22 protein-coding genes are annotated in these 25180 nt (G+C 67.9%); 13 read left to right on the top strand and 9 right to left on the bottom strand.

The features are described 5' to 3' along the window. Window positions 1–79 precede the first annotated feature (79 nt). The 5 genes from MT346_RS13645 (at window position 80) to MT346_RS13625 (ending at window position 8117) form a co-directional block, all read left to right on the top strand. The gene (locus MT346_RS13645; protein WP_243563618.1) at window positions 80–4132 is read left to right on the top strand and encodes a DUF6049 family protein; all 4053 of its coding nucleotides are present in this window, start codon (window positions 80–82) and stop codon (window positions 4130–4132) included. Window positions 4133–4245: 113 nt separating this feature from the next. Continuing rightward, a complete protein-coding gene (gene trxB, locus MT346_RS13640) occupies window positions 4246–5232 on the top strand; it encodes a thioredoxin-disulfide reductase (RefSeq protein WP_243563617.1) in 987 nt (328 codons plus the stop codon). 59 nt (window positions 5233–5291) lie between these two features. Next, entirely contained in the window at window positions 5292–5618 is a 327-nt protein-coding gene (gene trxA / locus MT346_RS13635; protein WP_017887828.1) for a thioredoxin, read from the top strand. A 188-nt stretch (window positions 5619–5806) separates the two neighbouring features. Further along, the gene (locus MT346_RS13630) at window positions 5807–7111 is read left to right on the top strand and encodes a PLP-dependent aminotransferase family protein (protein ID WP_243563616.1); all 1305 of its coding nucleotides are present in this window, start codon (window positions 5807–5809) and stop codon (window positions 7109–7111) included. Window positions 7112–7154: 43 nt separating this feature from the next. Further along, the gene (locus MT346_RS13625; RefSeq protein ID WP_243563615.1) at window positions 7155–8117 is read left to right on the top strand and encodes a D-alanine--D-alanine ligase; all 963 of its coding nucleotides are present in this window, start codon (window positions 7155–7157) and stop codon (window positions 8115–8117) included. Between the two features lie 56 nt (window positions 8118–8173). On the opposite strand, the gene MT346_RS13620 is transcribed toward MT346_RS13625, so the two are convergent. From MT346_RS13620 to rpmH, 9 genes are all read right to left on the bottom strand, one after another. Continuing rightward, window positions 8174–8359 carry a hypothetical protein gene (locus MT346_RS13620; protein WP_243563614.1) on the bottom strand — a complete coding sequence of 62 codons (186 nt, stop codon included), beginning with the start codon at window positions 8357–8359 and terminating at the stop codon, window positions 8174–8176. A gap of 91 nt (window positions 8360–8450) precedes the next feature. Then, window positions 8451–9431 carry a ParB/RepB/Spo0J family partition protein gene (locus tag MT346_RS13615; RefSeq protein WP_243563613.1) on the bottom strand — a complete coding sequence of 327 codons (981 nt, stop codon included), beginning with the start codon at window positions 9429–9431 and terminating at the stop codon, window positions 8451–8453. Next, complete coding sequence (locus tag MT346_RS13610; RefSeq protein WP_243563612.1) at window positions 9431–10324, bottom strand: ParA family protein; 894 nt, start codon at window positions 10322–10324, stop codon at window positions 9431–9433. The genes MT346_RS13615 and MT346_RS13610 overlap by 1 nt, the downstream gene beginning before the upstream one ends. 86 nt (window positions 10325–10410) lie before the next feature. After that, window positions 10411–11076: a 16S rRNA (guanine(527)-N(7))-methyltransferase RsmG gene (gene rsmG / locus MT346_RS13605; RefSeq protein ID WP_243563611.1), complete on the bottom strand. Its 666-nt coding sequence runs from the start codon at window positions 11074–11076 to the stop codon at window positions 10411–10413. Beyond that, window positions 11073–11582 (bottom strand): protein jag, encoded by a 510-nt coding sequence (locus MT346_RS13600; RefSeq protein WP_374202529.1) that lies wholly within the window; start codon window positions 11580–11582, stop codon window positions 11073–11075. The genes rsmG and MT346_RS13600 overlap by 4 nt, the downstream gene beginning before the upstream one ends. Next, window positions 11579–12550: a membrane protein insertase YidC gene (yidC, locus tag MT346_RS13595; protein ID WP_243563610.1), complete on the bottom strand. Its 972-nt coding sequence runs from the start codon at window positions 12548–12550 to the stop codon at window positions 11579–11581. Before yidC ends, MT346_RS13600 begins: the two co-directional genes overlap by 4 nt. Before the next feature lie 8 nt (window positions 12551–12558). After that, window positions 12559–12939 carry a membrane protein insertion efficiency factor YidD gene (gene yidD / locus MT346_RS13590; RefSeq protein WP_243563609.1) on the bottom strand — a complete coding sequence of 127 codons (381 nt, stop codon included), beginning with the start codon at window positions 12937–12939 and terminating at the stop codon, window positions 12559–12561. Continuing rightward, a complete protein-coding gene (rnpA, locus tag MT346_RS13585) occupies window positions 12936–13286 on the bottom strand; it encodes a ribonuclease P protein component (RefSeq protein ID WP_243563608.1) in 351 nt (116 codons plus the stop codon). The genes yidD and rnpA overlap by 4 nt, the downstream gene beginning before the upstream one ends. Window positions 13287–13415: 129 nt before the next feature. After that, window positions 13416–13553 carry a 50S ribosomal protein L34 gene (gene rpmH / locus MT346_RS13580; protein WP_055951440.1) on the bottom strand — a complete coding sequence of 46 codons (138 nt, stop codon included), beginning with the start codon at window positions 13551–13553 and terminating at the stop codon, window positions 13416–13418. 494 nt (window positions 13554–14047) lie between these two features. On the opposite strand from rpmH, the gene dnaA reads away from it, so the two are divergent. From dnaA to MT346_RS13540, 8 genes are all read left to right on the top strand, one after another. After that, window positions 14048–15502, top strand: coding sequence for a chromosomal replication initiator protein DnaA (dnaA, locus tag MT346_RS13575; RefSeq protein WP_374202528.1), 1455 nt, complete (start codon window positions 14048–14050; stop codon window positions 15500–15502). A 485-nt stretch (window positions 15503–15987) separates the two neighbouring features. Further along, complete coding sequence (gene dnaN / locus MT346_RS13570; RefSeq protein ID WP_243563607.1) at window positions 15988–17142, top strand: DNA polymerase III subunit beta; 1155 nt, start codon at window positions 15988–15990, stop codon at window positions 17140–17142. After that, window positions 17139–18095 carry a phosphogluconate dehydrogenase (NAD(+)-dependent, decarboxylating) gene (gnd, locus tag MT346_RS13565; protein WP_308221905.1) on the top strand — a complete coding sequence of 319 codons (957 nt, stop codon included), beginning with the start codon at window positions 17139–17141 and terminating at the stop codon, window positions 18093–18095. The genes dnaN and gnd overlap by 4 nt, the downstream gene beginning before the upstream one ends. Window positions 18096–18122: 27 nt before the next feature. Further along, the gene (recF, locus tag MT346_RS13560; RefSeq protein WP_243563605.1) at window positions 18123–19364 is read left to right on the top strand and encodes a DNA replication/repair protein RecF; all 1242 of its coding nucleotides are present in this window, start codon (window positions 18123–18125) and stop codon (window positions 19362–19364) included. Beyond that, window positions 19364–19864, top strand: coding sequence for a DUF721 domain-containing protein (locus MT346_RS13555; protein WP_243563604.1), 501 nt, complete (start codon window positions 19364–19366; stop codon window positions 19862–19864). The genes recF and MT346_RS13555 overlap by 1 nt, the downstream gene beginning before the upstream one ends. 133 nt (window positions 19865–19997) lie before the next feature. Then, the gene (gyrB, locus tag MT346_RS13550; RefSeq protein WP_243563603.1) at window positions 19998–21980 is read left to right on the top strand and encodes a DNA topoisomerase (ATP-hydrolyzing) subunit B; all 1983 of its coding nucleotides are present in this window, start codon (window positions 19998–20000) and stop codon (window positions 21978–21980) included. Window positions 21981–22097: 117 nt separating this feature from the next. Continuing rightward, window positions 22098–24767: a DNA gyrase subunit A gene (gene gyrA, locus MT346_RS13545; protein ID WP_243563602.1), complete on the top strand. Its 2670-nt coding sequence runs from the start codon at window positions 22098–22100 to the stop codon at window positions 24765–24767. After that, window positions 24760–25167 (top strand): DUF3566 domain-containing protein, encoded by a 408-nt coding sequence (locus MT346_RS13540; RefSeq protein WP_243563601.1) that lies wholly within the window; start codon window positions 24760–24762, stop codon window positions 25165–25167. The genes gyrA and MT346_RS13540 overlap by 8 nt, the downstream gene beginning before the upstream one ends. Window positions 25168–25180: the final 13 nt, after the last annotated feature.

Genomic DNA, 25180 nt, shown 5'->3' with positions numbered 1-25180 from the left:
TCCGCGTGCACGCCCTGCTCTCATGGTCCGGCCTCATACACTCGTGCGAGGTCCGAACCGATCCCGGCCCTCCACACGCATGCACATCCTCCGCTCCACGCTCGCTGCCGCCGCGTCCGCTCTGGTCGCGCTCGGCCTCGTCGTCACGCCTGCCGCCGTCACCCCGGCCCGGGCGGCGACGACCGCCTCGGTCTCCACCCACGTCGCACACCCGGCAGCAGCCAAGGCCGGCACGACGTCGGTCGAGATCGTGCCGGCGGACCGCGGGGTGGTGCAGCCGGACCAGGACCTCTCGCTCACGGTGACGGTCACGAACGACACCGACAGCGACCTGCCGGCCGGGTCCGCCGAACTCGACATCTTCCGGCAGTACGCGGGCACGCGCGACGTCATCAGCGACTGGCTCGCCGACACCAGCACGACGGGTTACTTCGGCGCATCGATGGGCTCGGTCGACGTCCCGGCCGTTCCAGCGCACCGATCGGTCACCATCGACGACGTCCGTGTCGTGCCGGGCAACCTCGGCCTGTCCGGGTACTCGTCGTTCGGCGCGAGGCGCATCGCTGCCGACTACCGCGCCGGGTCGACGTCGGCCGTGGCGCGGTCAGCGATCACCTGGTACCCGAACTACGAGCAGACACCGGTCGGGGTGTCCGTCGCGATGCCGATCACCATGCCGGCCGGCTCCGGCAGCCTGATCAGCGCGAAGGACCTGGCGGCGGCGACCTCGGTCGACGGCACCCTGACGCAGCAGCTCGACGCGGCGCAGGACCACAACGTCGCGCTCGGGATCGACCCCCGGATCATCGCCTCGATCCGCATCCTGGGCGAGAACGCACCCTCGACGGCGACCACGTGGCTGCAGCGCCTCGAGGGCATGCGCAACGAGACCTTCGCGCTGTCGTACGCCGACGCCGACGTCACCGGACTGCGTCAGGCCGGGGCATCGGGCATCCTGTCGCCCATCTCGCTCGACCAGCTCGTCGACCCGAACGACTTCCCGGGTGCCACGACGGCGTCGCCGACACCGACACCGACCGGCAGTGCGAGCGCCACCGCCGACGCCTCCGCCACGGCGACCCCGGGCACCCCGCAGGACGGCACCGCCGGGCAGACCGGCGCGGGGTCCCAGGGCGGCACCGCGGAACCCGGGCAGGGGGCCCAGCCGACGACGCTCCCGACGACGGCCCAGCTGCTCGACTTCCCGTACACGACGTCGTCGCTCGCCTGGCCGGCCGAGGGCACCGTGGCGACGGACGACCTGCCCGCCCTGGCCGACGCCGGGACGACCAGCACGATCGTCTCCAGCGGCAACACCTCCGCCGGGTCCGACACCACGATCACCGCCTCCGAGAAGATCGGTGACCACCACGTCCTGGTGTCCGACCAGGGCATGTCCGACCTGCTCCGCGACGCCGCGTCCGCCACCTCGCAGCGTGCGTGGTCCAGTGCGATGAGCGAACTCACCGCGACCCTCGCCACCGCCTCACGCCAGGGCGGCACGACCGGCCCCGTCCTGCTCACCCTCGGACGGACGTGGCCGACCGACTCCACGCGCCTCACGCAGGCACTCGACGCACTCGAGACCACCCCGTGGGTGTCACCCGCCGATCTCTCCACCGCGTCGGCCGTCACCCCCGGGTCCGTCTCGCTGGCCAGCTCGTCCGACAGCGACGCCCGGCTCGACCAGCTCCGACGGCTGGTCCAGGCATCGAAGAACCTGACCGACTTCGCGTCGGCGATCGAGACGCCGGCCGACCTGACCGCGCCGGCGCGCGTGGCCGACCTCGCTGCGGCGTCGAACGCCTGGCGCAGTGACGACAGCGGCTTCGCACAGGCGGTCGACACCCGGGTCAGCCGGGCCGCGCGGGTCGTGTCGAGCGTGGGCATCCTCGACGGCAGCAGCATCACGCTGCTCGGCGACCGGTCATCGCTGCCCATCTCGGTCCGCAACCGGTCCGAGTACCCCGTCACGGTGTTCCTGACGGTGCAGCCGTCCAACTCGTTCCTGCGCATCGAGAAGAACGCCGTCCGCGTGACGGTGCAGCCGGACTCGTCCAGCCGGGTCACCTTCCCGGTGCAGTCGGTGGCGAACGGCAAGGTCGAGCTGACGATGTCCCTGACCAGCGCGACGGGGGTGCGGATCGCCGATCCGGCCACGGTCGAGATCAACGTGCAGGCGCAGTGGGAGACCGTCATCACCGCGGCGGCCGCGATCGCCGTCATCCTGATCTTCGGCCTGGGCATCTACCGCAACGTCCGCCGTCGCATCCGGCGACGCCGGAACGGCGAGCCGGACGACGTCGACGACGACCCGAACCGCCTGTACGAAGCGCCGTCAGACGACGACCTGCAAGAAGGCCCCGATCACCCCGCCGGGGCGGCCACCGCCATGGCGACGGTCGGCTCCAGCACCCCGCTCGCCGCCGCAGAGGAGCCCACCATCACCGCCACGCAGCCCGAGCCGCTCGCCACGACCGGTTCCGCCGACCCGGTGGAACCCGTGCAGCGCAGCCTGGGTCGGGCCAGCGCGATGCTCGCGGCCGGCACGATGATCTCTCGGGTGCTCGGCTTCGCGAAGACGTTCGTGCTGGCGTACGCGATCGGCAACTCGGGCTCACGCGCCGCCGACGCGTTCGCCATCTCGAACCAACTGCCCAACAACATCTACGCACTGATCGCCGGCGGGCTGCTGTCCGCCGTGCTCATCCCGCAGATCGTCCGCTCGATGAAGCAGAACAGCGACGGCGGGACCGCGTACGTCAACAAGATCGTCACGCTCGCCGGATCGGTCTTCGTGCTGATCGCGATCGTGGCAACCGTGCTCGCGCCCGTCCTGGTGCGCCTGTACAGCCAGAGTGCGGGTGACGGCGGCAAGGGGTTCACCGCCGCCCAGACCGACCTGGCCATCGCGTTCGCCTTCTGGTGCCTGCCGCAGATCCTCTTCTACGCGATGTACTCGCTGCTCGGCGAGGTCCTCAACGCCAAGCAGGTGTTCGGGCCCTTCACCTGGGCCCCGCTCCTCAACAACGTCATCGCGATCGCTGGACTGATCGTCTTCATCGCGATGTTCGGCGGCCGTGACGTCAACGCGGCCACTGCGGCGTGGACGCCCCTGAAGATCGCTGTCCTCGCGGGCAGTGCGTCGTTCGGCGTCCTGGCACAGGCCGCGTTCCTGCCACTGTTCTGGCGCCGAGCGGGCCTGTCGTTCACCCCGGACTTCCGCTGGCGGGGCGTCGGTCTCAAGGCCACCGGGACCGCTGCGGGCTGGCTGTTCGGCATGATCCTGGTGACGCAGCTGGCGGGCATCGTGCAGGCCCGTGTCGCGTCGCTCGCCCAGGGCGCCGGCAACGCGACCCTGGCGACCAGCTGGCTGCTGTTCATGCTGCCGCACTCGATCATCACCGTGTCGATCGCGACCGCGTACTTCACCCGGATGAGCCACGACGCCGAACGCGGAGACCTGGCCGCCGTCCGTCGGAACCTGTCGCTGTCACTCCGGATCGTCGGCCTGTTCACGGTCTTCGCGTCCGTCGCCCTGGTGGTCATGTCGACGTCGTTCGCCCGGGTCTGGGAGAACACGTTCTGGCTGACGCAGTCGATGGCGTGGGTGCTCGTGGCCTACATGCCCGGGCTGGTGCTGTTCAGCATGCTCTTCATCATCCAGCGGGTGTTCTGGGCGCTGCACGACCACCGGACCCCGTTCCTCATGCAGATCGTGCAGTCCGGTCTGTTCGTCATCGGCGCCCTGGCGGTGGCGGCGTTCCCGGCCGAGCACATCGGTGTCGGCATCGCGGTCTGCACCACACTTGCGGGCACGGCGCAGACCATCGTGGCCCTGGTGGTCGTCCGCAAGCGCCTCGCGGGCATCGACGGGCCGAACGTCACCCGCTCCCACGTGCAGTTCGTCATCGCCGCGCTGATCGCAGGCGTGGTCGGCGTCCTCGTCGCGAACTTCTTCGGCGCGTTCTCGGCGGACGGGTTCGCGATGTCCGACGTCACGAGCGCCCTCATCACGCTCGTCCTGACCGGCGCCGTCATGGTGCTCGTCTACTTCGGAGCCCTCGTCGTCGCGAAGAACGGCGAGATCCGTGGCGCGGTCGACATGCTCAAGAGCCGTCTCGGGCGCTGACCGTCGCCGTTCGGTGCCGGTTCTCGGTGGGTCGCGCGCTCACGGGCGCCGTGGAATGCCCCGCCGGTAGGATGCGTTGACCCGGTCAGAAGCAACGGAAGGGCACTGAAGGCATGCGCCAGCTCATCATCATCGGTTCCGGCCCGGCCGGGTTCACCGCCGGCATCTACGCCGCGCGCGCTCAGCTGAAGCCGCTCATCGTCGCGTCCAGCGTCGAGACGGGCGGCGAGCTCACGAAGACCACCGAGGTCGAGAACTTCCCCGGGTTCCCCGAGGGGATCCAAGGCCCCGACCTCATGATCAAGATGCAGGAACAGGCCGAGCGCTTCGGCGCCGAGGTCCTGTACGACGACGCCGTCTCGGTCGAGCTGACCGGCGACGTCAAGAAGGTCACGGTCGGTTCCGGCGAGACGTACGAGGCCCTCGCGGTCATCTACGCCACCGGCTCGGCCTACCGCCAGCTCGGACTCCCCGACGAAGAGCGCCTGTCCGGCCACGGTGTCTCGTGGTGCGCGACCTGCGACGGGTTCTTCTTCCGTCAGAAGAACATCGCCGTCGTCGGCGGTGGCGACTCCGCGATGGAAGAAGCGACGTTCCTGACGCGCTTCGCCGACAAGGTCACGGTCATCCACCGCAAGGACACCCTCCGTGCGTCGAAGATCATGCAGGACCGGGCGATGAACGACCCGAAGATCGAGTTCGCCTGGAACAAGGAAGTCGTCGGCATCTCCGGCGAGTCCGCGGTCGAAGGCGTCACGCTCAAGGACACCGTCACGGGTGAGACCTCCGAGCTCGCGCTCGACGGCCTGTTCATCGCGATCGGCAACGACCCGCGCGTGCACCTCGTGCACCAGCAGCTGCAGCTCGCCCCCGAGGGCACCATTGCGGTCGAAGGCCGTACCTCCAAGGCCGTCGGCGTCCCCGGTGTGTTCGTGGCGGGCGACGTCCTCGACCACACCTACCGCCAGGCCATCACGGCCGCGGGTTCCGGTGCCGTGGCAGCGCTCGACGCCGAGAAGTTCCTCGCGGACCTCGACGACCACCTGACCAGCCAGGCCGAGGGCGACGCCCCGGTCGAGCCCGTCACCATCTCGGCCTAGGGAATGGTCCGGCGTCTCGCGCCGTTCCATCCACCGCACGACTTCTCGAAGGAGCACACATGTCCAACGCCAAGGCAGTCACCGACGCCACCTTCTCGGACGAGGTCCTGAAGTCCGACAAGACGATCCTCGTCGACTTCTGGGCCGAGTGGTGCGGCCCGTGTCGCGCCGTCTCGCCGATCCTCGACCAGATCGCCGAAGAGCACGCCGGCAAGATCGAGATCGTCAAGCTCAACGTCGACGACAACCCGCAGTCGGCCATGAACTACCAGATCACGTCGATCCCGGCGATGAAGGTCTTCAAGGGCGGCGAGGTCGTCAAGACCGTCATCGGCGCCAAGCCGAAGCCGGCCCTCGAGGCCGACCTCGCCGAGTTCCTCGCGTAGGGACCAGCACCACGACCCGGACGCCCCGTCCTCCATTCCATCGGAGGGCGGGGCGTTCGTCCGTCTCCGGCGGTCGTCGCCTGGACGTCGACAGGTCCAGACGTTCAGGATCGGCCTGTGTCCCCGTGCCCGGCTTTCGGACACACATGTCGTACTGTGGCTGGACTGCCGAGTGAACGGAGAACTCGATGACCAACGGCAACAGTCTCGACCCCTGGTACGACTCCTACGCCCAGCGCACCGCAGGGCTGAGCGCCTCCGAGGTACGAGCCCTGTTCGCCGTGGCCTCCCGGCCCGAGGTCGTCTCACTCGCCGGGGGCATGCCGTTCGTCTCCGCCCTCCCGCGTGAGCTCGTCACGGGCTCGCTCGACCGCGTGATGGCCGAGGACGCCGCGATGGCACTGCAGTACGGGGGCGGCCAGGGTCTGCGCCAGCTCCGCGAGCACATCGTCGACATCATGTCGCTCGAGGGCATCCGCGCGAGCGCCGAGGACGTCGTCGTCACCACCGGGTCCCAGCACGCCCTCGACCTGGTCACCCGCCTGTTCATCGATCCGGGCGACGTGGTGCTCGCCGAGTCACCGTCGTACGTCGGCGCCATCGGTGTGTTCCGGTCCTACCAGGCCGAGACGGTCCACGTGGCGACCGACGAGCTCGGTCTGGTCCCCGAGGCCCTGCGCGAGACGATCGGCCGTCTCCGGGCCGCTGGCAAGCGGATGAAGTTCCTGTACACGATCCCGAACTTCCACAACCCCGCCGGGGTGACCATGAGCCGCGAGCGCCGCATCGAGGTGCTCGACATCTGCCGCTCGAACAACATCCTGGTCCTCGAGGACAACCCGTACGGGCTGCTGTGGTTCGACGAGCCCGCGCCCCAGGCGATCCGCTCGATCGACGACGAAGGCGTGGTCTACCTCGGGTCGTTCTCGAAGACCCTCGCACCGGGCTTCCGCGTCGGCTGGGCCCTGGCACCGCACGCCATCCGCGAGAAGCTCGTGCTGGCGAACGAGTCGGCCGTCCTGGCGCCGAACTCCTTCGGCCAGTACGTCGTCAACGCCTACCTGGACGCCGCGGACTGGAAGGGTCAGATCGACATCTTCCGCGGCATCTACGCCGAGCGCCGTGACGCGATGTTCCAGGCGCTGGGGGAGTTCCTGCCCGACCTGACGTGGACCCGGCCCAACGGCGGGTTCTTCGTGTGGCTCACGCTGCCCGAGTCCCTCGACTCGAAGGGCATGCTGCCCCGCGCCGTCAAGGAGCTCGTGGCCTACACTCCCGGCACCGCCTTCTACGCCGACGGCAGGGGCGCGCAACACATCCGTCTGTCGTTCTGCTACCCGACCGCCGAGCAGATCCGTGTCGGCATCAAGCGGCTCGCGAACGTCGTCAACGACGAGCTCGAGCTCATCGAGACCTTCGGCTCGGCCACCCGACCGAACGCCGTCGTCCCGGCGTCGTCCTCGGTCAGCGGCCCGCCGCCGAACATCTCCTGACCAGCACTTTCCGCAGTTCACCGCAGTTCCGGAGGTCTCTCCCATGGCCGAGCTCACTCGTCGCCACGTCGTCGTCGTCGCCGGAGGGATCTCGCATGAACGCGACGTGTCACTGCGCTCGGGCCGTCGCGTCGCCGACTCCCTGACGGGCTACGGCTGGCAGGTCGACCTGCGCGATGCGGACGCCGCCCTGCTGCCCGCACTCCGCGAGTCCCGCCCCGACGTGGTCTGGCCGGCGCTGCACGGCGCCTCGGGTGAGGACGGCGCGCTGCGCGGCATCCTGGAGGCCGTGGACATCCCGTTCGTCGGCTCACGCTCGACCTCGGCTCGCCTGGCATGGGACAAGCCCACGGCGTCCGCGCTGGTCGCCAGGACCGGCGTGCGGACCCCTCGGTCGGTCACCCTGTCCCACGACGTGTTCCGCGAACTCGGTGCCGTCGGCGTCCTCGAAGCCATCGCGGCCGAGCACCCCGTTCCCCTCGCTGTGAAGCCGGCCCGCGGCGGCAGCGCGCAGGGAGTGACCCTGGTCGCGGACGTCAACGACCTGCCGCGCGCCATGGTCACGGCCTACACCTACTGCGATGACGTCGTCGTCGAGCAACTCATTCGCGGAACCGAGATCGCGCTCGGGATCATCGACACCGGTGACGGTCCCGTTGCCTTGGCACCGGTCGAGATCGTGCCGCGGAACGGCTTCTACGGCTTCGAAGCCCGGTACAACGCGGGAGAGACGACGTTCTACACGCCCGCACGGCTGTCCGACGACAACGCTGCGGCTGCGGCCTCGGCAGCCATCCAGGCACACCGCGCACTCGGGCTCCGACACATCTCGCGTGTGGACCTGATCATCGACGGTGCGGGCACCCCGTGGTTCCTCGAGGCCAACGTCCTGCCTGGCTTGACCGAGACGTCATTGCTGCCGCAGGCGCTCTCAGTGTCCGGCTTCGACCTCGGGTGGACGTACGCAGAGCTGGCGGAACAGGCCATCCGCGACCACAACGCCTAGGTTTCACGTGGAACATCGCCGTCGCTGAGCCGGGACCGAGTGATGGCTGGCCTGCGTCAACGCTGCCGTGGCTGTCGAGACGTGAGCGCTGCAGCGCCGACGGCGATCAGCACAGCGCCCGCGACCAGGTAGTAGATGAGGGCGAAATCGACCCCGCCGCCATCGCCAGCGGTGACCACCACGAACACGCACATCGCCAGGGCGACCGCTCCACCCACAAGCGCGGCGACTCCGAGCACCATCGCAACACGCTGCGGGCGAGTAGGTGCCACGTAAGCCCTCCGGATGTCACGCACGAACGATGTTCCACGTGGAACATCGAAGAGGCGAACTCTAGCGCGCGACGTCCTGGGCGCCGAGCTCGCTGAGGATCCGGTTGAGGTCGGCCGCATTCGCGAAGTCGATCGTGACGCGTCCCTTGCGAGCCCCCATTGCGATCTGCACCCGCGTGTTGAGCCGGTCACCCAGACGCTCCGCAACGTCCACGAAGTGCGCGTCACGCTTGGTCGGCTGCGTGGGGGCCTTCTTGGGAGCTCCCTGCGCCATCTGCTGCGCTGCTGCCTCTGCCTGCCGGACCGACAGGTCTTCGTTCACGATCTTCTCGGCGAGGTACTCCATCGCCTGCGCGTCCGGTGCGGCCAAGATCGCTCGCGCGTGCCCGGCCGACAGCACACCTGCGGCGACGCGACGCTGCACGGGGGAGGGGAGCCGCAGCAGTCGGATCGTGTTCGTGATCTGCGGACGGGACCGGCCGATACGCTGCCCGAGCTCTTCTTGGGTGATCCCGAAGTCAGCGAGGAGCTGCTGGTACGCCGAGGCTTCCTCGAGCGGATTGAGGTTCGCGCGGTGCAAGTTCTCGAGCAGAGCATCGCGCAGCATGACATCATCAGGGGTTTCCTTGATGATCGCGGGGATGGTCGCGAGTCCCAGTTCTTTCGTGGCACGCAGACGACGCTCGCCCATGATGAGTTCGTACTGCGGCTCGGTCCCTCCGGCGCCCTCGATCGGACGCACGACGATGGGCTGCAGCACGCCGATCTCGCGGATCGAGTGCACCAGCTCCTGCAGCTCCTCTTCGCGGAACTCCTTGCGGGGCTGCTGCGCGTTGGGCTTGATGTCCAGCGGGTTGAGGTTCGCCAGGCGCGCACCAGGGACCGCCACGAGCTGCTCAGCCGTCGCACCATCCGTTGCCGGCGCCGACGCGGGCGAGCCGCCGGTCGGGAAGAAGACGTCGACGGGACGTTCCTGCTGATCGGGAGTGGTCGGGATCAAGGCGCCGATGCCTCGGCCGAGTCCGGTCCGCTTGGGTGCCATCAGTGCTGTGCTCCTCGTGCTGCGATCTCGGCAGCTGCCTCCAGGTAGGACAACGAACCGCTCGAGTTGACGTCGTAGGCCACAACGCTCTGGCCGTAGCTCGGTGCCTCACTCACGCGCACCGAACGGGGGATCATGGCCTTCAGGACCTGATCACCGAAGTGCTCCCGCACGTCCGCTGCGACCTGGTTGGCCAGGTTCGTGCGGCCGTCGTACATGGTCAGCAGGATCGTCGACACGCGAAGGTCGGGGTTCAGGTGCCGTTCGATCAGTTCGATGTTGCGCAGCAGCTGGCTGAGCCCCTCGAGCGCGTAGTACTCACACTGGATCGGGATCAGGACTTCCTGTGCCGCGACGAAGGCGTTGATCGTCAGAAGGCCGAGTGACGGCGGGCAGTCGATGAACACGTAGTGGTACGGCTCGTCGAGCGAGGCCAAGTACTGGTCGAGCGCGGTCCGGAGACGCTGTTCGCGTGCAACCAGCGACACGAGCTCGATCTCCGCGCCTGCCAGGTGGATCGTGGCCGGGACGCACCAGAGTGTGTCGGACTCGGGGGAGCGCTGCACGGTGTCTGCGATCGGTGCTTCGTCGACGATCACGTCGTAGATGCTCGCGACCTCGGCCTGGTGGTTCACACCGAGGGCTGTCGAAGCGTTCCCCTGCGGATCGAGGTCGATGACCAGGACCCGTGCTCCGCCGTGCGCAAGACCAGCGGCGAGGTTCACCGTCGACGTCGTCTTGCCCACACCGCCCTTCTGGTTCGACACGGTGATGATCCGCGTCGATGCCGGCAGTGGGAACTGCTGCGTCGCGATGGCACGACGACGGCGATTGAGATCAGCGATCTCGCGAGCGAGTGGTGTCGACGCGTCGTAGTCGGTCGATGAACTCAACGAGTGCCTCTTCCCCGGTTCGATGTTTCACGTGGAACGTGGTGCGCAGCACCCGATCGAACAGGCGATCTCAGCGCCACGCGGCGTCAGTCAACTGTAGCCCGGAACACTCGCGTGGTCTCTTCGACGACACCGACTCCGAGCTCGAGGATCTCGACATCCGCCAGACGATTGCGGAGGATGACCTTGCGCGCTGCAGCCATCTCGTCCTCGACGCGCGCACCCTTCATCAGAATGAGCTGACCGCCGGAACGCACGAGCGGCACGGTGATGGGGATGAGCTTCGACAGCGCACTCACCGCACGCGCCGTGACCTGGTCGAGGACCACCGTGTCCGCGACTTCCTCGGCCCGCCCCCGGAGGACATCGACGTTCTCCAGGCCCAGCCGCGCAGCCTCGGAGGTCAGCCAGTCGACCCGGCGTTCCATCGGCTCGATCAACGTGAAATGCACGTCCGGACGAGCGATCGCCAGCACCAACCCAGGCAACCCGGCACCGGAACCGACGTCACCAACGTGACCACCAGCCTCCAGGAGCGGTGCGACCACCGCGGAATTGAGGATATGTCGTGTCCATAACCTCGGGAGTTCCAGCGGTCCGATCAGGCCGAGCTCTTCACCGCGACGAGCCAACTCGTTGGTGAACGAGCGCGCCGTTGCCAACCGGTCCCCGAACAGGGTCGCGGCGGCAGCCGGCTCGTCTTCGAGCACCGGCGCAGCAGCGTCCGCAGCGGTGGCAGGACCGTCCGTCATCGCGTGATGACGGTGTGCCGGTCGCGACCCTCGCCCTCGGACTCCGAGTGGAAGCCCTTCTCAGCGACGAGGTCGTGCACCAGCTTGCGCTCGTACGACGACATCGGCGGCAGCGACGCCGTCGGGGATCCGTCCTCGATGCGCTCGACCGCGGTGTCCACGAGCCGCTGGAGCTCGGAGGCGCGAGCATCTCGCGATCCACCGATGTCCAGGATCAGCCTGCTGAACTCACCGGTCTCGGCCTGCACAGCGATGCGCGTGAGCTCCTGCAGCGCCGACACCGTGTCCGGCTTGGCCAGGACGCCCAGCGTGTTCCCCTCGTCCGTGACGGACAGGTAGACGCGACCGGCGCGCTCCTCGATCTCGATGTCACCGTCGAGGTCGCAGATGTCGAGGAGTTCCTCGATGTAGTCCGCGGCGATGTCGGCTTCGTCACGCGCGTCCTCGGAGGACACCGGTGCGGTGGACTCCGGGTCGAGGGTGGCGGCGGTGTCGTGGTCGGTCACTTGGTCTTCCCGCTCTTCTTGGCGCGCTGCTTGCCCACCGGCTGCTGACGCTGTGTGGTGATGCGTACGGCCTCCATCTCAGCGGCGCCGGCACCGGCACCGGCCTCGGCGAGCACGCCTGCGGGCACGCCGCGACGCTGGGCCTTCTTGGCGAGGCGGGCCTCACGCGCAAGCGCGGCTTCCGAACCCGGCGTCGGCATGCTGCGGATGACGAAGTACTGCTGGGCCATCGTCCACAGGTTCGAGGCGAGCCAGTAGAACATGACGCCGAGGGGGAACGACAGACCCGAGATCACGAAGATCAGGGGGAGCACGTACAGCATCATCTTCTGCTGGCGGTACATCGGAGACTCCTTGGTCTCCGGGGACATGTTCTTGGCGACGAGCTGCAGCTGCGTGATGAACTGCGAGGCCGTCATCACGACGATCATGAAGCCGGCGATGACGCGGACTTCCCAGCCGGAAGCGTTCGTGAACGTCTCGTGCAGCGGCGCACCGAACAGCGAGGCGTTGCCGAAGGACTTCGCCAGGTCGTTCGTCAGCAGGCCGATGCCGGTCTTGTTGATCTGCGCTTCGTGCAGCACCGAGTACAGCGAGAAGAAGATCGGCATCTGCAGCAGCAGCGGCAGGCAGGAGCTGAGCGGGTTGGTCCCGGTCTCCTTGTACAGCGCCATGGTCTCGCGGCTCATGGCCTCACGCGAGAACTGGTCCTTCTTGCCCTTGTACTTGTCCTGGATCTTCTTGAGCTGCGGCGCGACTTCGAGCATGCGGCGCTGCGACTTGATCTGCCGCACGAAGATCGGGATCAGCGCGGCGCGGACCACGAAGGTCAGGAAGATGATGGAAAGCACCCAGGTGATGCCCGCGCTCGGGTCCATGCCGAGGTTCTCGAAGACCCAGTGGAAGCCGACGAGGATGGCCGAGACCACCCACTTGAGGGGCCAGAGGATCGTTCCGATGATGTCCATGGGGACGGCTACGCCTTTCGAGTGCGCTGGGGGAGCAGCATGGGTCGGAGGGTGCCGACCGGGGACTGCGATTGCTGCGGCACCGGAGCCAGGACGAACCCGAACCGGTTGACGAGGTAGGGCCGACGACGGTCAGGGACGTCGTCGATGCCGCCGGCAGCCCAGGGGTTGCAGCGGCCGATGCGCCAGGCGCCCATCGCGGTCCCGCGTACGACGCCGTACTGCTGGATCGCTTCGAGCGCGTAGCGCGAGCACGAGGGGTGGTAGCGGCAGACGTTGCCGTACAACGGTGAGATGACGGCACGGTAGGCGCGCAGCACGACGACGCAGGCGTTGCGCGGAAGCAACGCCACGGTCCACAGGACCCGCTTCAGGAGCGTCCGGTTCATGCTGCCTTCTCCACACCGCGCGCGAACGATCGCGAGACGTCTTCGAGCAGGGTAGGCCATGTGGCCTGCGGAGCGGCTGGTAGTGCGCGGACCACCACGTCGTACCCCGTGGGATGCCCCTGCAGCAGCTCGTGGGCGATGCCCTTGAGTCGGCGCCTGACCAGGTTGCGCGTCACGGCGTTGCCGACGGTCTTGGCGACGATGAAGCCGAACCGCGTGGGTCCGGCCCCGCTGACGTCGTGACGGACCACCGACACGATGACGTTCCCGGTCGCACTGCGCCGACCACGACGGACCGTCATCCGGTAGTCGTCGCCGCGCACGATGCGGTTGGCGCGGGCGATCATGCCGACACCCACCGGGCGGGGGCGCCGCTGGTGTCGATCCCCGGGCACACCGAAGCGCCGCGCGGCGGGACCAAGGGTCCGGCCGGCGCGGCGCCGGGAGGTGCTGCGATCGGATCCAGCAGGATCAGATCAAGCCGACAGCTCGGTGCGACCCTTGGCGCGACGTGCGGCCAGGATCGAGCGTCCCGCGCGGGTGCGCATGCGCAGACGGAAGCCGTGCTTCTTGGCACGACGACGGTTGTTCGGCTGGAAGGTGCGCTTGCTCATGATCTTCTCCATACGGCTGCTCGAGGCTGGCCGTCACGAATGTGGTTGGTTGACGCAGGTGGTCACGACCAAGGGGCCGCAGTCAACTGGACAACGGTACGTGACCGAGGGCAGTGAGGTCAAACCCCGAACGCGTCCCGGCCAGCCGGCCAGCACCCGGAGAGCGGGGAGCGAGCGTTCTCCACACTGGGGACAACTTCTGTTCGGTGGGAGTCGTCATGGTCCTTTACAGTGGGGTGATCGATCCGCCCTGCGGCCCGGTACGACGGGGAAGCACCACTCCCGCAGTGTCTCGGACGGTGCTGGACCCGACTGTGGACAACCCTGTGGGGAAGTCAGACGGTACGACGGCGTCGACGAGGTCGCCTGAGAACCCCAGACTCCCTCGTCCGGACCAGCACGCGACGGACTGATCAGCGGTCCGACCGCGCCGAGCGGACGATGCACCATGCCCGCAGCACCACGACACCACGAGCCCAGGAGACGAGCGCGACATGACGATGCCCGCCGATCCCGTCGAGGACCTCTGGTCGTCGGTCCTCGGACTGCTCACCGAGGACGAGCGCATCACGCCGCAGCTGCACGGCTTCCTCAACCTCGTCGAGCCGAAGGGCGTCCTGGCCGGCACGCTCTACCTCGAGGTGCCGAACGACCTGACCCGCGGGATGCTCGAGCAGCGCATCCGCCTGCCCCTGACCGAGGCGATCTCGCGCATCGGTGACGACTCGGTGGCGAACTTCGCGATCACCGTCAACCCGGACATGGCCTCCGAGCCGCGGATGGAACCCTCGGTGCCGTCGTACGCCGAACCTTCGCAGGCACCGGTCGAGCAGAGCGCGGCGCCGCGCCAGTACATCGAGGCGCCGTTCGTCCCCAGCCAGATCGACGCCCCGGGCACCGCCGGCCGCCCGGAGTCGCGCCTCAACCCCAAGTACAACTTCGACAACTTCGTGATCGGCGCCTCGAACCGGTTCGCACACGCCGCCGCGGTGGCAGTGGCCGAAGCACCGGCCAAGGCGTACAACCCGCTGTTCATCTACGGCGACTCCGGACTCGGCAAGACCCACCTGCTGCACGCGATCGGCCACTACGCCGAGAGCCTGTACCCGGGCATCCGCGTGCGGTACGTGTCCAGCGAGGAGTTCACGAACGACTTCATCAACTCGATCGCGAACAACCGCTCGAACCAGTTCCAGCAGCGGTACCGCGACATCGACATCCTGCTGATCGACGACATCCAGTTCCTGCAGGGCAAGGACTCCACACAAGAGGCGTTCTTCCACACGTTCAACACGCTGCACGACCACAACAAGCAGGTCGTCATCACGTCGGACGTCGCGCCCAAGCACCTGACCGGCTTCGAGGACCGGATGCGCAGCCGGTTCGAGTGGGGTCTGATCACCGACGTGCAGGCACCCGACCTCGAGACCCGCATCGCGATCCTCCGCAAGAAGGCGCAGTCCGACCACCTGCAGGTGCCCGACGACATCCTCGAGTTCATGGCGTCGAAGGTGTCGAGCAACATCCGTGAGCTCGAGGGCACCCTCATCCGCGTCACCGCGTTCGCCAGCCTGAACCGGACGGCCGTCGACATGGCGCTGGTGCAGACGGTCCTCAAGGACCTGATCACGCTGGACGAGGACAACGTCATCGCGCCGACGGACATCATCAACCACACCGCGGAGTACTTCAAGCTGTCGGTCGACGACCTGTACGGCTCGTCCCGATCCCAGGCGATCGCCACGGCCCGGCAGATCGCGATGTACCTGTGCCGCGAGCTCACGAGCCTGTCCCTGCCCAAGATCGGGCAGCTGTTCGGCAACCGCGACCACACCACCGTGATGTACGCCAACAAGAAGATCGCGGAGCTCATGAAGGAGCGACGGTCCATCTACAACCAGGTGACCGAGCTGACGAGCCGCATCAAGCAGGACCGCCGGTACCGCTGAGCACAGCGCTCACGACGGCGCGGTCGCGTCCGTCAGAACATCGGTTCACACGGCCAGGAGGCCCGACCCGCGTCCGTCGGATCGGCCCACTCCGGCGCGCGTCCACCATCTGAGACGGTTCCATGCGCCGGACTTCTCACAGTGTGGAAAGCCTGTGGATAACTGTGGAGGACACGCCGCGCGGTTGTTCACAGCCATGGGGTCGACTGTGGAATCTGGGGATGGAAGTGGATAGATGAGATTGATTCATCCCGAGGGCGTCAACAGGCCACTCACAAGTCACACGGTTGTAGTTCCCGCTCGCTGACCGGCATCCCCAGAGTTGTCCACAGTGTGCACAGGCGTTATTAGCCTTGTCTCTCTTCATCTCTCTGGATCACTGGGCCAACCTTGTGGACGGCGGGATGACAAGAAATCCGGGCTGTGCTCCGCTGTGCCACAATGGGGCGGCCGGACAGTCCGACGACACGACAGGGGTCCCAGCTGTGAAGTTCGAGGTCAACCGGGACGTCTTCTCCGAAGCCGTCTCGTTCGCGGTGAAGCTCCTCCCACAGCGCACGACCCTCCCGATCCTGTCGGGTGTGTTGATCCATGCCGAGGGCGATCGCCTGACACTGTCGTCGTTCGACTACGAGGTCTCGGCGCAGACGTCCATCGCCGCGCAGATCGACGAGTCCGGCACCGTGCTCGTCTCCGGCCGCCTGTTGAACGACATCGCGAGCCGCCTGCCGAACGCCCCCGTGTCGTTCTCCACGGAAGAGTCGCGGATCACCGTGACCTGCGGCTCGGCGCACTTCACGCTGCTGAGCATGCCGGTCGAGGAGTACCCGACCCTGCCCGAGGTCGGCGAGCAGACCGGCGTCATCCCGGGCGACGCGTTCTCGGAAGCCGTGTCCCAGGTCGCGGTCGCCGCCAGCCGTGACGACGTCACCCCGGTGATCACCGGTGTCCAGCTCGAGGTCAGCGACCACGACCTGTCCCTCATCGCGACCGACCGCTACCGCGTCGCCGTCCGGACGATCCAGTGGGACTCGGGTCGTACCGCCGACGGCGAGTCGACGACCCTGCACGCGCTCGTCCCGGCACGCACCCTGCAAGAGGTGGGCCGCACGTTCGGCTCGGCCAGCACGGTGTCGGTGTCGATCAGCGGCACGTCCGAGCGTGAGCTCATCGCGTTCCAGGCCGCCGACAAGACCGTCACCTCGTTGCTCATCAAGGGCAACTACCCGCCGGTCCGCCGGCTCTTCCCCGACACCGTGCAGGACCACGCCGTGATCAACACGGCCGAGCTGGTCGAAGCGGTGCGACGGGTCTCCCTCGTCCTGGAGCGCGAAGCCGCCCTCCGGTTCTCCTTCTCGGTCGACGGGCTCACGCTCGAGGCGATCGGATCCGAACAAGCGCAGGCGTCAGAGTCGATCGATGCGTTGCTGACCGGCGAGGAAACGGTGGTCTCGTTGAAGCCCGCCTTCCTGCTGGATGGGTTGAACGCGGTGCACTCCGAGTTCGTCCGTGTCTCCTTCACCAAGACGGAGAACCCCAACAAGCCGGGCCCGGTGCTCATCACCGGCCAGTCCTCGCGCGAGGAACCGGCGACGGACGGCTACCGGTACCTGCTGCAGCCCAATCTCCTGCTGCGATAGCAACAGCCGAACACTGCGCCGACGGGCTCCACCGAGCGCCGGCGCGACGACGAACAGAAGAGGAAATCATGCAGATCGGTCTTGTCGGCCTGGGGAAGATGGGCAACAACATGCGTGCGCGTCTGCGCAACGCAGGGATCGACGTCGTCGGGTACGACGCCAACCCCGCCGTCTCGGACGTCGCCGACCTCGGGGAGCTGGCGAAGGCCCTCACCGGCCCGCGTCTGGTCTGGGTCATGGTCCCCCACGGGAAGATCACCGACGACGTCATCAACGACCTGGCCGAGGTGCTCGAGCCGGGTGACCTGGTGATCGACGGCGGCAACTCGAAGTGGCTCGACGACGAGAAGCACGCCAAGCAGCTCGACGCCAAGGGCATCCGCTACATTGACGTCGGCGTCTCCGGCGGCATCTGGGGCAAGGACAACGGCTACGGCATGATGGCCGGTGGCGACCCGAAGGACATCGAGTTCGCGATGCCCGTCTTCGACGCACTCCGTCCCGAGGGCCCCCGCGGCGAGGGCTTCTCGCACGCCGGCGGCGTGGGCGCGGGGCACTACGCCAAGATGGTCCACAACGGCATCGAGTACGCGATCATGCAGGCCTACGGCGAGGGCTACGAGCTGCTCGAGGCCAAGGACATCGTCCACGACGTGCCGGCCGTCTTCGCCGGCTGGCAGCGCGGCACCGTCGTGCGCTCGTGGCTGCTCGACCTGCTCGTGCTCGCGATCAACGAGGACCCGAAGCTCGACGAGCTCGAGGGCTACGTCGACGACTCGGGCGAGGGTCGTTGGACCCTCGAAGAAGCGATCGAGCTGGCCGTCCCGATGCCCGCGCTCTCCGCCGCCATGTTCGCGCGCTTCGTCTCGCGTCAGGGCAGCCAGTCCCCGACGATGAAGGCCGTCGCCGCGCTGCGCAACCAGTTCGGCGGCCACGCCGTCAAGAAGGCCTAGTCCCTCCGGGACGAAGCCCCGGCCCGCGTGCACGTCGACCACCTCCAGCTCACCGACTTCCGGAACTACCGGCAGGCGGAGGTCGACCTCGCACGCGGGCCGAACCTGTTCGTGGGACGCAACGGCCAGGGCAAGACCAACCTGGTCGAGTCCATCGCCTACCTCTCCACCCTCGGCTCGCACCGGGTCCCGACCGACGCCGCCTTGGTCCGCCAGGGCTGTGACGCGGCGATCGTCCGCGCACGACTCGCGCACGAGGACCGCAGCATCCTGGCCGAGGTCCAGATCAACCGCACCGGGTCGAACCGTGCGCAGGTCAACCGGGCGCCGATCAAGCCGCGTGAGTTGCCGCGGTACTGCACGAGCGTGCTCTTCGCCCCCGAGGACCTGGCACTGGTCCGCGGCGAACCGTCGGGTCGTCGCCGGATGCTCGACGAGTTGCTCGTGCAGATCGCCCCGCGCATGCAGGGCGTCATCGCCGACTACGACCGGACGCTCCGGCAGCGCAACACCCTGCTGAAGTCGGCTCGGGCGACCGGGGCCAAGTCGGGTTCCCTCGCCACGCTCGACGTCTGGGACGAACGGCTCGTCGCGTTCGGGTCCGAGATCATCGCGGCGCGTGACCACCTGACCCGGCGCCTGGCGCCCTTCGTCGCCGAGGCGTACGCGACCGTCGCCGGCGAACGACACGAGGCCTCGATCACGGGCGTGCTGAGCGTCCGCGGCGGCGACCCCGAGGACTCCTCGGCCACCGACCCCGTGCTCGGTACCCCGGACGAACCCGTCACCGTGCCCTCGGCGGCCGAGGCCTTCCGGGTCGCGCTCGAGCGCCGCCGCCGCGACGAACTCGACCGCGGGCTGACCCTCGCCGGACCCCACCGTGACGACGTGCTCTTCACCCTGAACGGGTTACCGGCCCGCGGGTACGCCAGTCACGGCGAGTCGTGGTCGTTCGCGCTCGCAATCCAGCTGGCCAGCGCGTCGATCCTGCGCGCGGAGTCGACGCTCGGCGACCCGATCATCATCCTCGACGACGTGTTCGCCGAACTCGACGAGTCCCGCCGCGAACGCCTGGGCAACGCGGTGGCGGACTACGAGCAGGTGCTCATCACGGCCGCCGTGTTCGGCGACGTGCCCCCGCAGCTGGCGGCGCACACCGTCCGGATCGAGGCCGGCACCATCGTGACCGACGAGACGGAACCGACCACGGCCTCCAGTCCGGCGACGCCGGAAGCCGGGGCCCCGGCGACCACGGAAGCCGACGTCTGATGCCCCGTCCCTGGCGACCCACCGAGCCGGCCCGCGTGTACGGCCACCTCAAGGCGGTCTTCGGCGACCCGTCCAAGCGTGGGGTCGACGCCCGGCGCCGACGTGCCAAGGAGTTCGACGCCGACACCGTGCCGTACGGGCGCGGCCGTGAACCCAAGGGGCTCGGCGACATCGTCGGATCGCTCGCCGCCGAGCTCGGCTGGACCGAGCCGCTGGCACGGTCGGAGCTGTTCGTCGACTGGCCGAGCGTGGTGGGCGAAGAGCTCGCGAAGCACTCCAGTCCGGTGACCATCGAGGACGGCGCGCTCGTCATCCGCTGCGACTCGACGGCCTGGGCGACACAGCTCCGGCTCATGCGTGCGACGGTCACGACGACCATCGCGGAGCGCCACCCGGAGGCGGGCGTGCAGTCGATACGTGTTTCGGGCCCAGACGTCCCCACCTGGAAACGCGGCCTCAGGAGCGTCCAGGGGCGCGGTCCTCGCGATACCTACGGTTGAGCAGAGGAAATCATCCTCTGGTCGCGAAATCGGCCCTCCAGGGGCCGTTTTCACCCTCGCGGACGAGGCGCCTGCGATAGACTGACTAGTGCAGTGCGCGGGCGTTCCGCGCGCAGGCAGGAGCTCTCGCGACATGGCATCAGGATCTGAAGACGACCAGAACACATCAGTCGAACAGTCGTACGGCGCAGACCAGATCCAGGTGCTCGAGGGGCTCGAAGCCGTCCGCAAGCGCCCGGGCATGTACATCGGCTCCACGGGCCCCCGCGGTCTCCACCACCTGGTGCAGGAGATCGTCGACAACTCCGTGGACGAAGCCCTGGCCGGCTACTGCGACACCATCGACGTGACCATCCGCGAAGACGGCGGTGTCCGCGTGGTCGACAACGGCCGCGGCATCCCCGTCGGCATCCACTCGGCCGAAGGCGTCTCCACGGTCCAGGTCGTCCTGACCGTCCTGCACGCCGGTGGCAAGTTCGGCGGCGGTGCGTACGCCGTGTCCGGTGGTCTGCACGGTGTCGGTTCCTCCGTCGTGAACGCGTTGAGCTCCGAGCTCGACGTCGAGGTCCGTCAGCAGGGGCACGTCTGGCGACAGAGCTACACCGACGGCGTCCCCGTGGCTCCGCTCAGCAAGGACGAGGAGTCGGAAGAGCACGGCACCACGATCACGTTCTGGCCGAACGCCGAGATCTTCGAGACGGTCGTCTTCGACTACGAGACCCTGCGCGCGCGCTTCCAGCAGATGGCGTTCCTGAACAAGGGACTCCGCATCAACCTGCGCGACGAGCGCACCCCCGACGAAGGGGAAGAGTCGCGCCACGATTCCTTCCGCTACGAGCGTGGTCTTGCCGACTACGTCGAGTACCTCGGCGCGCAGAAGAAGGCCGACCTGGTCCACCCCGACGTCATCGGCTTCGAGGCCGAGGACCCCGAGCGCAAGATCGCGCTCGAGGTCGCGATGCAGTGGAACACCTCGTACCAGGAGAGCGTCCACACCTTCGCCAACACGATCAACACGCACGAGGGCGGCACCCACGAAGAAGGGTTCCGCGCGGCGCTGACGTACCTGGTCAACAAGTACGCGCGCGAAGCGAAGATCATCAAGGAGAAAGACGACAACCTGACGGGTGACGACATCCGTGAAGGCCTGACCGCCGTCATCTCCGTCAAGCTCGGCGAGCCGCAGTTCGAGGGCCAGACGAAGACCAAACTCGGCAACACCGAGGCCAAGGGCTTCGTCCAGCGCGTCGTCGGCACCGAGCTGACCCACTGGTTCGAGAGCAACCCGACACAGGCCCGCGACGTCGTCCGCAAGGCGATCCAGGCGTCCCAGGCGCGGCTCGCCGCCCGCAAGGCCCGTGAGACCACCCGCCGCAAGGGCCTGCTGGAGTCGGGCGGCATGCCCGGCAAGCTCAAGGACTGCCAGTCGAAGGACCCGACGCTGTCCGAGATCTTCATGGTCGAGGGTGACTCCGCCGGTGGTTCCGCCGTGCAGGGGCGCAACCCGATGACCCAGGCGATCCTGCCGCTCCGGGGCAAGATCCTGAACGTCGAGAAGGCCCGGCTCGACCGCGCCCTGGCCAACCAGGAGATCCAGTCGATGATCACGGCGTTCGGCGCCGGCATCGGCGAGGACTTCGACCCGGACAAGGCCCGGTACCACAAGATCGTGCTGATGGCCGATGCCGACGTCGACGGCCAGCACATCACCACGCTGCTGCTCACCCTGCTGTTCCGCTACATGCGTCCGCTCATCGAGCGCGGCTACGTGTACCTGGCGCAGCCGCCGCTGTACCGCCTGAAGTGGTCGAACTCGGCACACGAGTACGTGTTCAGCGACCGTGAGCGCGACGCCCTGCTGCAGTCCGGCATCGCCTCGGGCAAGCGCATCCCCAAGGACAACGGGATCCAGCGCTACAAGGGCCTGGGCGAGATGGACTACAAGGAGCTCTGGGACACCACGATGAACCCGGACACCCGCACGCTGCTGCAGGTCACGCTCGAGGACGCGGCAGCGGTGGACAGCACCTTCGCGACGCTGATGGGCGAAGACGTCGACGCGCGTCGCCAGTTCATCCAGCAGAACGCGAAGGACGTCCGGTTCCTGGACATCTGATCCACGGACAGGAGGCGCGGTGCCAGCCGCGCGTCCTGGTCCGGACCACCTGTGGTCGCGCCCGGCGCGACGAACGTCACCACGGCCTCCCGGCCGTCAGAAAGGTAGCCGAGTCAGATGGCTGACGAGAACGAAACGAACGACGACCAGCCCGAGATCGTGCACGGTGAGGTCGGGGACATCGTCGTCTCCGGCGACCGGATCTCGCAGGTCGACCTGCAGCTCGAGATGCAGCGGTCGTACCTCGACTACGCGATGAGCGTCATCGTCGGGCGCGCACTGCCCGAGGTCCGCGACGGACTCAAGCCGGTCCACCGCCGCGTGCTCTACGCGATGTACGACGGTGGGTACCGCCCCGACCGTGCCTTCTCGAAGTGCTCGCGCGTCGTCGGCGACGTCATGGGACAGTTCCACCCGCACGGCGACAGCGCGATCTACGACGCGCTCGTCCGTCTGGTGCAGCCGTGGTCGCTCCGGTACCCGCTCGCGCTCGGCCAGGGCAACTTCGGTTCGCCCGGCAACGACGGTGCGGCCGCCCCGCGGTACACCGAGACCAAGATGGCGCCGCTCGCCATGGAGATGGTCCGCGACATCGACGAAGAGACCGTCGACTTCCAGGACAACTACGACGGCCGCACGCAGGAACCCGCGATCCTGCCGGCACGGTTCCCGAACCTGCTGGTCAACGGATCGGTCGGCATCGCCGTCGGCATGGCGACGAACATCCCGCCGCACAACCTGCGCGAGGTCGCCGCCGGTGCGAAGTGGGCGCTGGAGCACCCGGACGCCACGCGTGAAGAGCTGCTCGGCGCGCTGATGCAGCGCATCAAGGGACCGGACTTCCCGACCGGGGCCCAGATCCTCGGCGTCAAGGGCATCCAGGACGCCTACCGCACGGGCCGTGGTTCGATCACGATGCGCGCGGTCGTCTCGGTGGAGGAGATCCAGGGACGCACGTGCCTGGTCGTCACCGAGCTGCCGTACCAGGTCAACCCCGACAACCTCGCGATCAAGATCGCCGAGCTCGTCAAGGACGGCCGCCTGGCCGGCGTCGCCGACATCCGCGACGAGACCTCCGGTCGTACCGGCCAGCGCCTGGTGATCGTGCTCAAGCGCGACGCCGTCGCCAAGGTCGTGCTGAACAACCTGTACAAGCACACGCAGCTGCAGGAGAACTTCGGCGCGAACATGCTCGCGATCGTCGACGGCGTGCCGCGCACCCTGGCGCTCGACGGCTTCATCTCGGCGTGGGTCGACCACCAGGTCGAGGTCATCGTCCGCCGCACGCAGTACCGTCTGCGCGAAGCCGAGAAGCGCGCGCACATCCTGCGCGGGTACCTGGCCGCCCTCGACGCGCTCGACGAGGTGATCGCCCTGATCCGGCGATCGCCCGACGTCGAAGAAGCACGCAGCGGCCTGATGGACCTGCTGTCGGTCGACGAGATCCAGGCCCGGGCGATCCTCGAGCTGCAGCTGCGCCGTCTGGCCGCGCTCGAACGACAGAAGATCCACGAGGAAGCCGAGGCCCTCGAGCTCAAGATCGCCGACTTCGAGGACATCCTCGCCCGGCCCGAGCGCCAGCGGTCGATCATCGGCGAGGAGCTCGACGAGATCGTCGAGCGCTTCGGTGACGACCGTCGCAGCGAGATCATGCTCGGGTACGACGGCGACATGTCGATCGAGGACCTCATCCCCGAGGAAGAGGTCGTCGTCACGATCACCCGCGGCGGCTACGTCAAGCGCACGCGCAGCGACCAGTACCGCCAGCAGCACCGCGGCGGACGTGGTGTCCGCGGCGCCCAGCTGCGTGCGGACGACGTCGTCGAGCACTTCTTCGTGACGACCACGCACCACTGGCTGCTGTTCCTGACCGACCAGGGTCGCGTCTACCGCGCCAAGGCGTACGAGCTGCAGGAGGCCGGGCGCGACGCCAAGGGACAGCACTCGGCGAACCTGCTCGCGATGCAGCCGGACGAGCAGATCCAGCAGGTCCTCGACATCCGCGACTACGAAGCCGCGCAGTACCTGGTGCTCGCCACCGAGCAGGGCCTGGTGAAGAAGACCGCGCTGACCGAGTACGACACCAACCGCACCGGCGGCATCATCGCGATCAACCTGCGCGAGGGCGACACGCTCCGCTCGGCACTGCTGGTCGACGAGACCGACGACCTGCTGCTGGTCTCGCGCCACGGGATGTCGCTGCGGTTCACCGCCACGAACGACACGCTCCGACCGATGGGGCGGTCGACCTCCGGGGTCAAGGGCATGTCCTTCCGCGACGGCGACTCGCTGCTGGCAGCACGGGTGGTCTCCGACGACGGCTTCGTCTGGGTCATGACCGAGGGCGGCTACGCCAAGCGCACCGGCGTCGACCAGTACCGCATCCAGGGCCGCGGTGGACTGGGCATCAAGGTGGCCAAGCTGGCGGCCGACCGAGGCGACCTTGTGGGTGCTCTCATCGTGGGTGAAGACGACGAGGTGCTCGTCGTGCTGCAATCGGGCAAGGTGGTAAGGTCTGCCGTGGCCGAGGTCCCCGCCAAGGGCCGTGACACGATGGGCGTCGTCTTCGCGAGGTTCGCGGAGAACGACCGGATCATCGCGGTGGCCCGGAACAGCGAGCGGAACCTGGACGACCAGGAAGACGCCGAGATCGAACCCGCGGGCCCGGTGGAGACGGTCAGCCCTGCTGAAGCGGCCCCTGATTCCACTGATCCCATCGACACCGATCCCATCGACACCGCGCCCGTCGACGACGAGGCCGGAGAGGACCAGGCAACCAATGAGTAGTGTCGCCGAGAAGCTCCAGAAGAAGGCGAAGCGACCCGTCGGCACCCGCCAGGTGCGGCTCCGACTGGTCTACCTCGACTTCTGGTCGATGGTGAAGCTGTCGTTCCTGATCGCCCTCGCGGGCAGCATCGTGATCGTCGTCGCCACCGCCCTGGTGTGGGGCATCCTCAACCAGACCGGGGTGTTCACCCAGATCGACGCCCTGCTCAAGGACGTCACCGGGCAGAACAACTACTCGATCATGGACCAGTTCTCGCTGGGCCAGGTGCTCGGGTTCTCGGTCGTCGTCGGCATCCTCAACGTGGTCGTCGGCACGGTGCTCGGCGCCATCGTCAGCGTGCTGTACAACCTCAGTGTGCGGATCACGGGCGGTCTGCTCGTGGGCTTCACGAACAACTGACACACCCGGCCGG

The sequence above is a fragment of the Curtobacterium sp. VKM Ac-2922 genome, from assembly GCF_022815645.1.
Classification (GTDB): Bacteria; Actinomycetota; Actinomycetes; order Actinomycetales; family Microbacteriaceae; genus Curtobacterium.
This window is presented reverse-complemented; position numbering and strand designations above follow the sequence as displayed.

Excerpts from the sequence above, each read along its gene's own strand:
- trxA (WP_017887828.1), top strand. The coding sequence starts at position 5,292 with ATGTCCAACGCCAAGGCAGTCACCGACGCCACCTTCTCGGACGAGGTC.
- yidD (WP_243563609.1), bottom strand. The coding sequence starts at position 12,939 with ATGAACCGGACGCTCCTGAAGCGGGTCCTGTGGACCGTGGCGTTGCTT.
- yidC (WP_243563610.1), bottom strand. The coding sequence starts at position 12,550 with ATGGACATCATCGGAACGATCCTCTGGCCCCTCAAGTGGGTGGTCTCG.
- rnpA (WP_243563608.1), bottom strand. The coding sequence starts at position 13,286 with ATGATCGCCCGCGCCAACCGCATCGTGCGCGGCGACGACTACCGGATG.
- MT346_RS13555 (WP_243563604.1), top strand. The coding sequence starts at position 19,364 with ATGCCCCGTCCCTGGCGACCCACCGAGCCGGCCCGCGTGTACGGCCAC.
- rpmH (WP_055951440.1), bottom strand. The coding sequence starts at position 13,553 with ATGAGCAAGCGCACCTTCCAGCCGAACAACCGTCGTCGTGCCAAGAAG.
- gyrB (WP_243563603.1), top strand. The coding sequence starts at position 19,998 with ATGGCATCAGGATCTGAAGACGACCAGAACACATCAGTCGAACAGTCG.
- MT346_RS13630 (WP_243563616.1), top strand. The coding sequence starts at position 5,807 with ATGACCAACGGCAACAGTCTCGACCCCTGGTACGACTCCTACGCCCAG.
- MT346_RS13625 (WP_243563615.1), top strand. The coding sequence starts at position 7,155 with ATGGCCGAGCTCACTCGTCGCCACGTCGTCGTCGTCGCCGGAGGGATC.
- MT346_RS13620 (WP_243563614.1), bottom strand. The coding sequence starts at position 8,359 with ATGGTGCTCGGAGTCGCCGCGCTTGTGGGTGGAGCGGTCGCCCTGGCG.
- dnaA (WP_374202528.1), top strand. The coding sequence starts at position 14,048 with ATGACGATGCCCGCCGATCCCGTCGAGGACCTCTGGTCGTCGGTCCTC.
- rsmG (WP_243563611.1), bottom strand. The coding sequence starts at position 11,076 with ATGACGGACGGTCCTGCCACCGCTGCGGACGCTGCTGCGCCGGTGCTC.
- MT346_RS13615 (WP_243563613.1), bottom strand. The coding sequence starts at position 9,431 with ATGGCACCCAAGCGGACCGGACTCGGCCGAGGCATCGGCGCCTTGATC.
- MT346_RS13540 (WP_243563601.1), top strand. The coding sequence starts at position 24,760 with ATGAGTAGTGTCGCCGAGAAGCTCCAGAAGAAGGCGAAGCGACCCGTC.
- trxB (WP_243563617.1), top strand. The coding sequence starts at position 4,246 with ATGCGCCAGCTCATCATCATCGGTTCCGGCCCGGCCGGGTTCACCGCC.
- gyrA (WP_243563602.1), top strand. The coding sequence starts at position 22,098 with ATGGCTGACGAGAACGAAACGAACGACGACCAGCCCGAGATCGTGCAC.
- MT346_RS13645 (WP_243563618.1), top strand. The coding sequence starts at position 80 with ATGCACATCCTCCGCTCCACGCTCGCTGCCGCCGCGTCCGCTCTGGTC.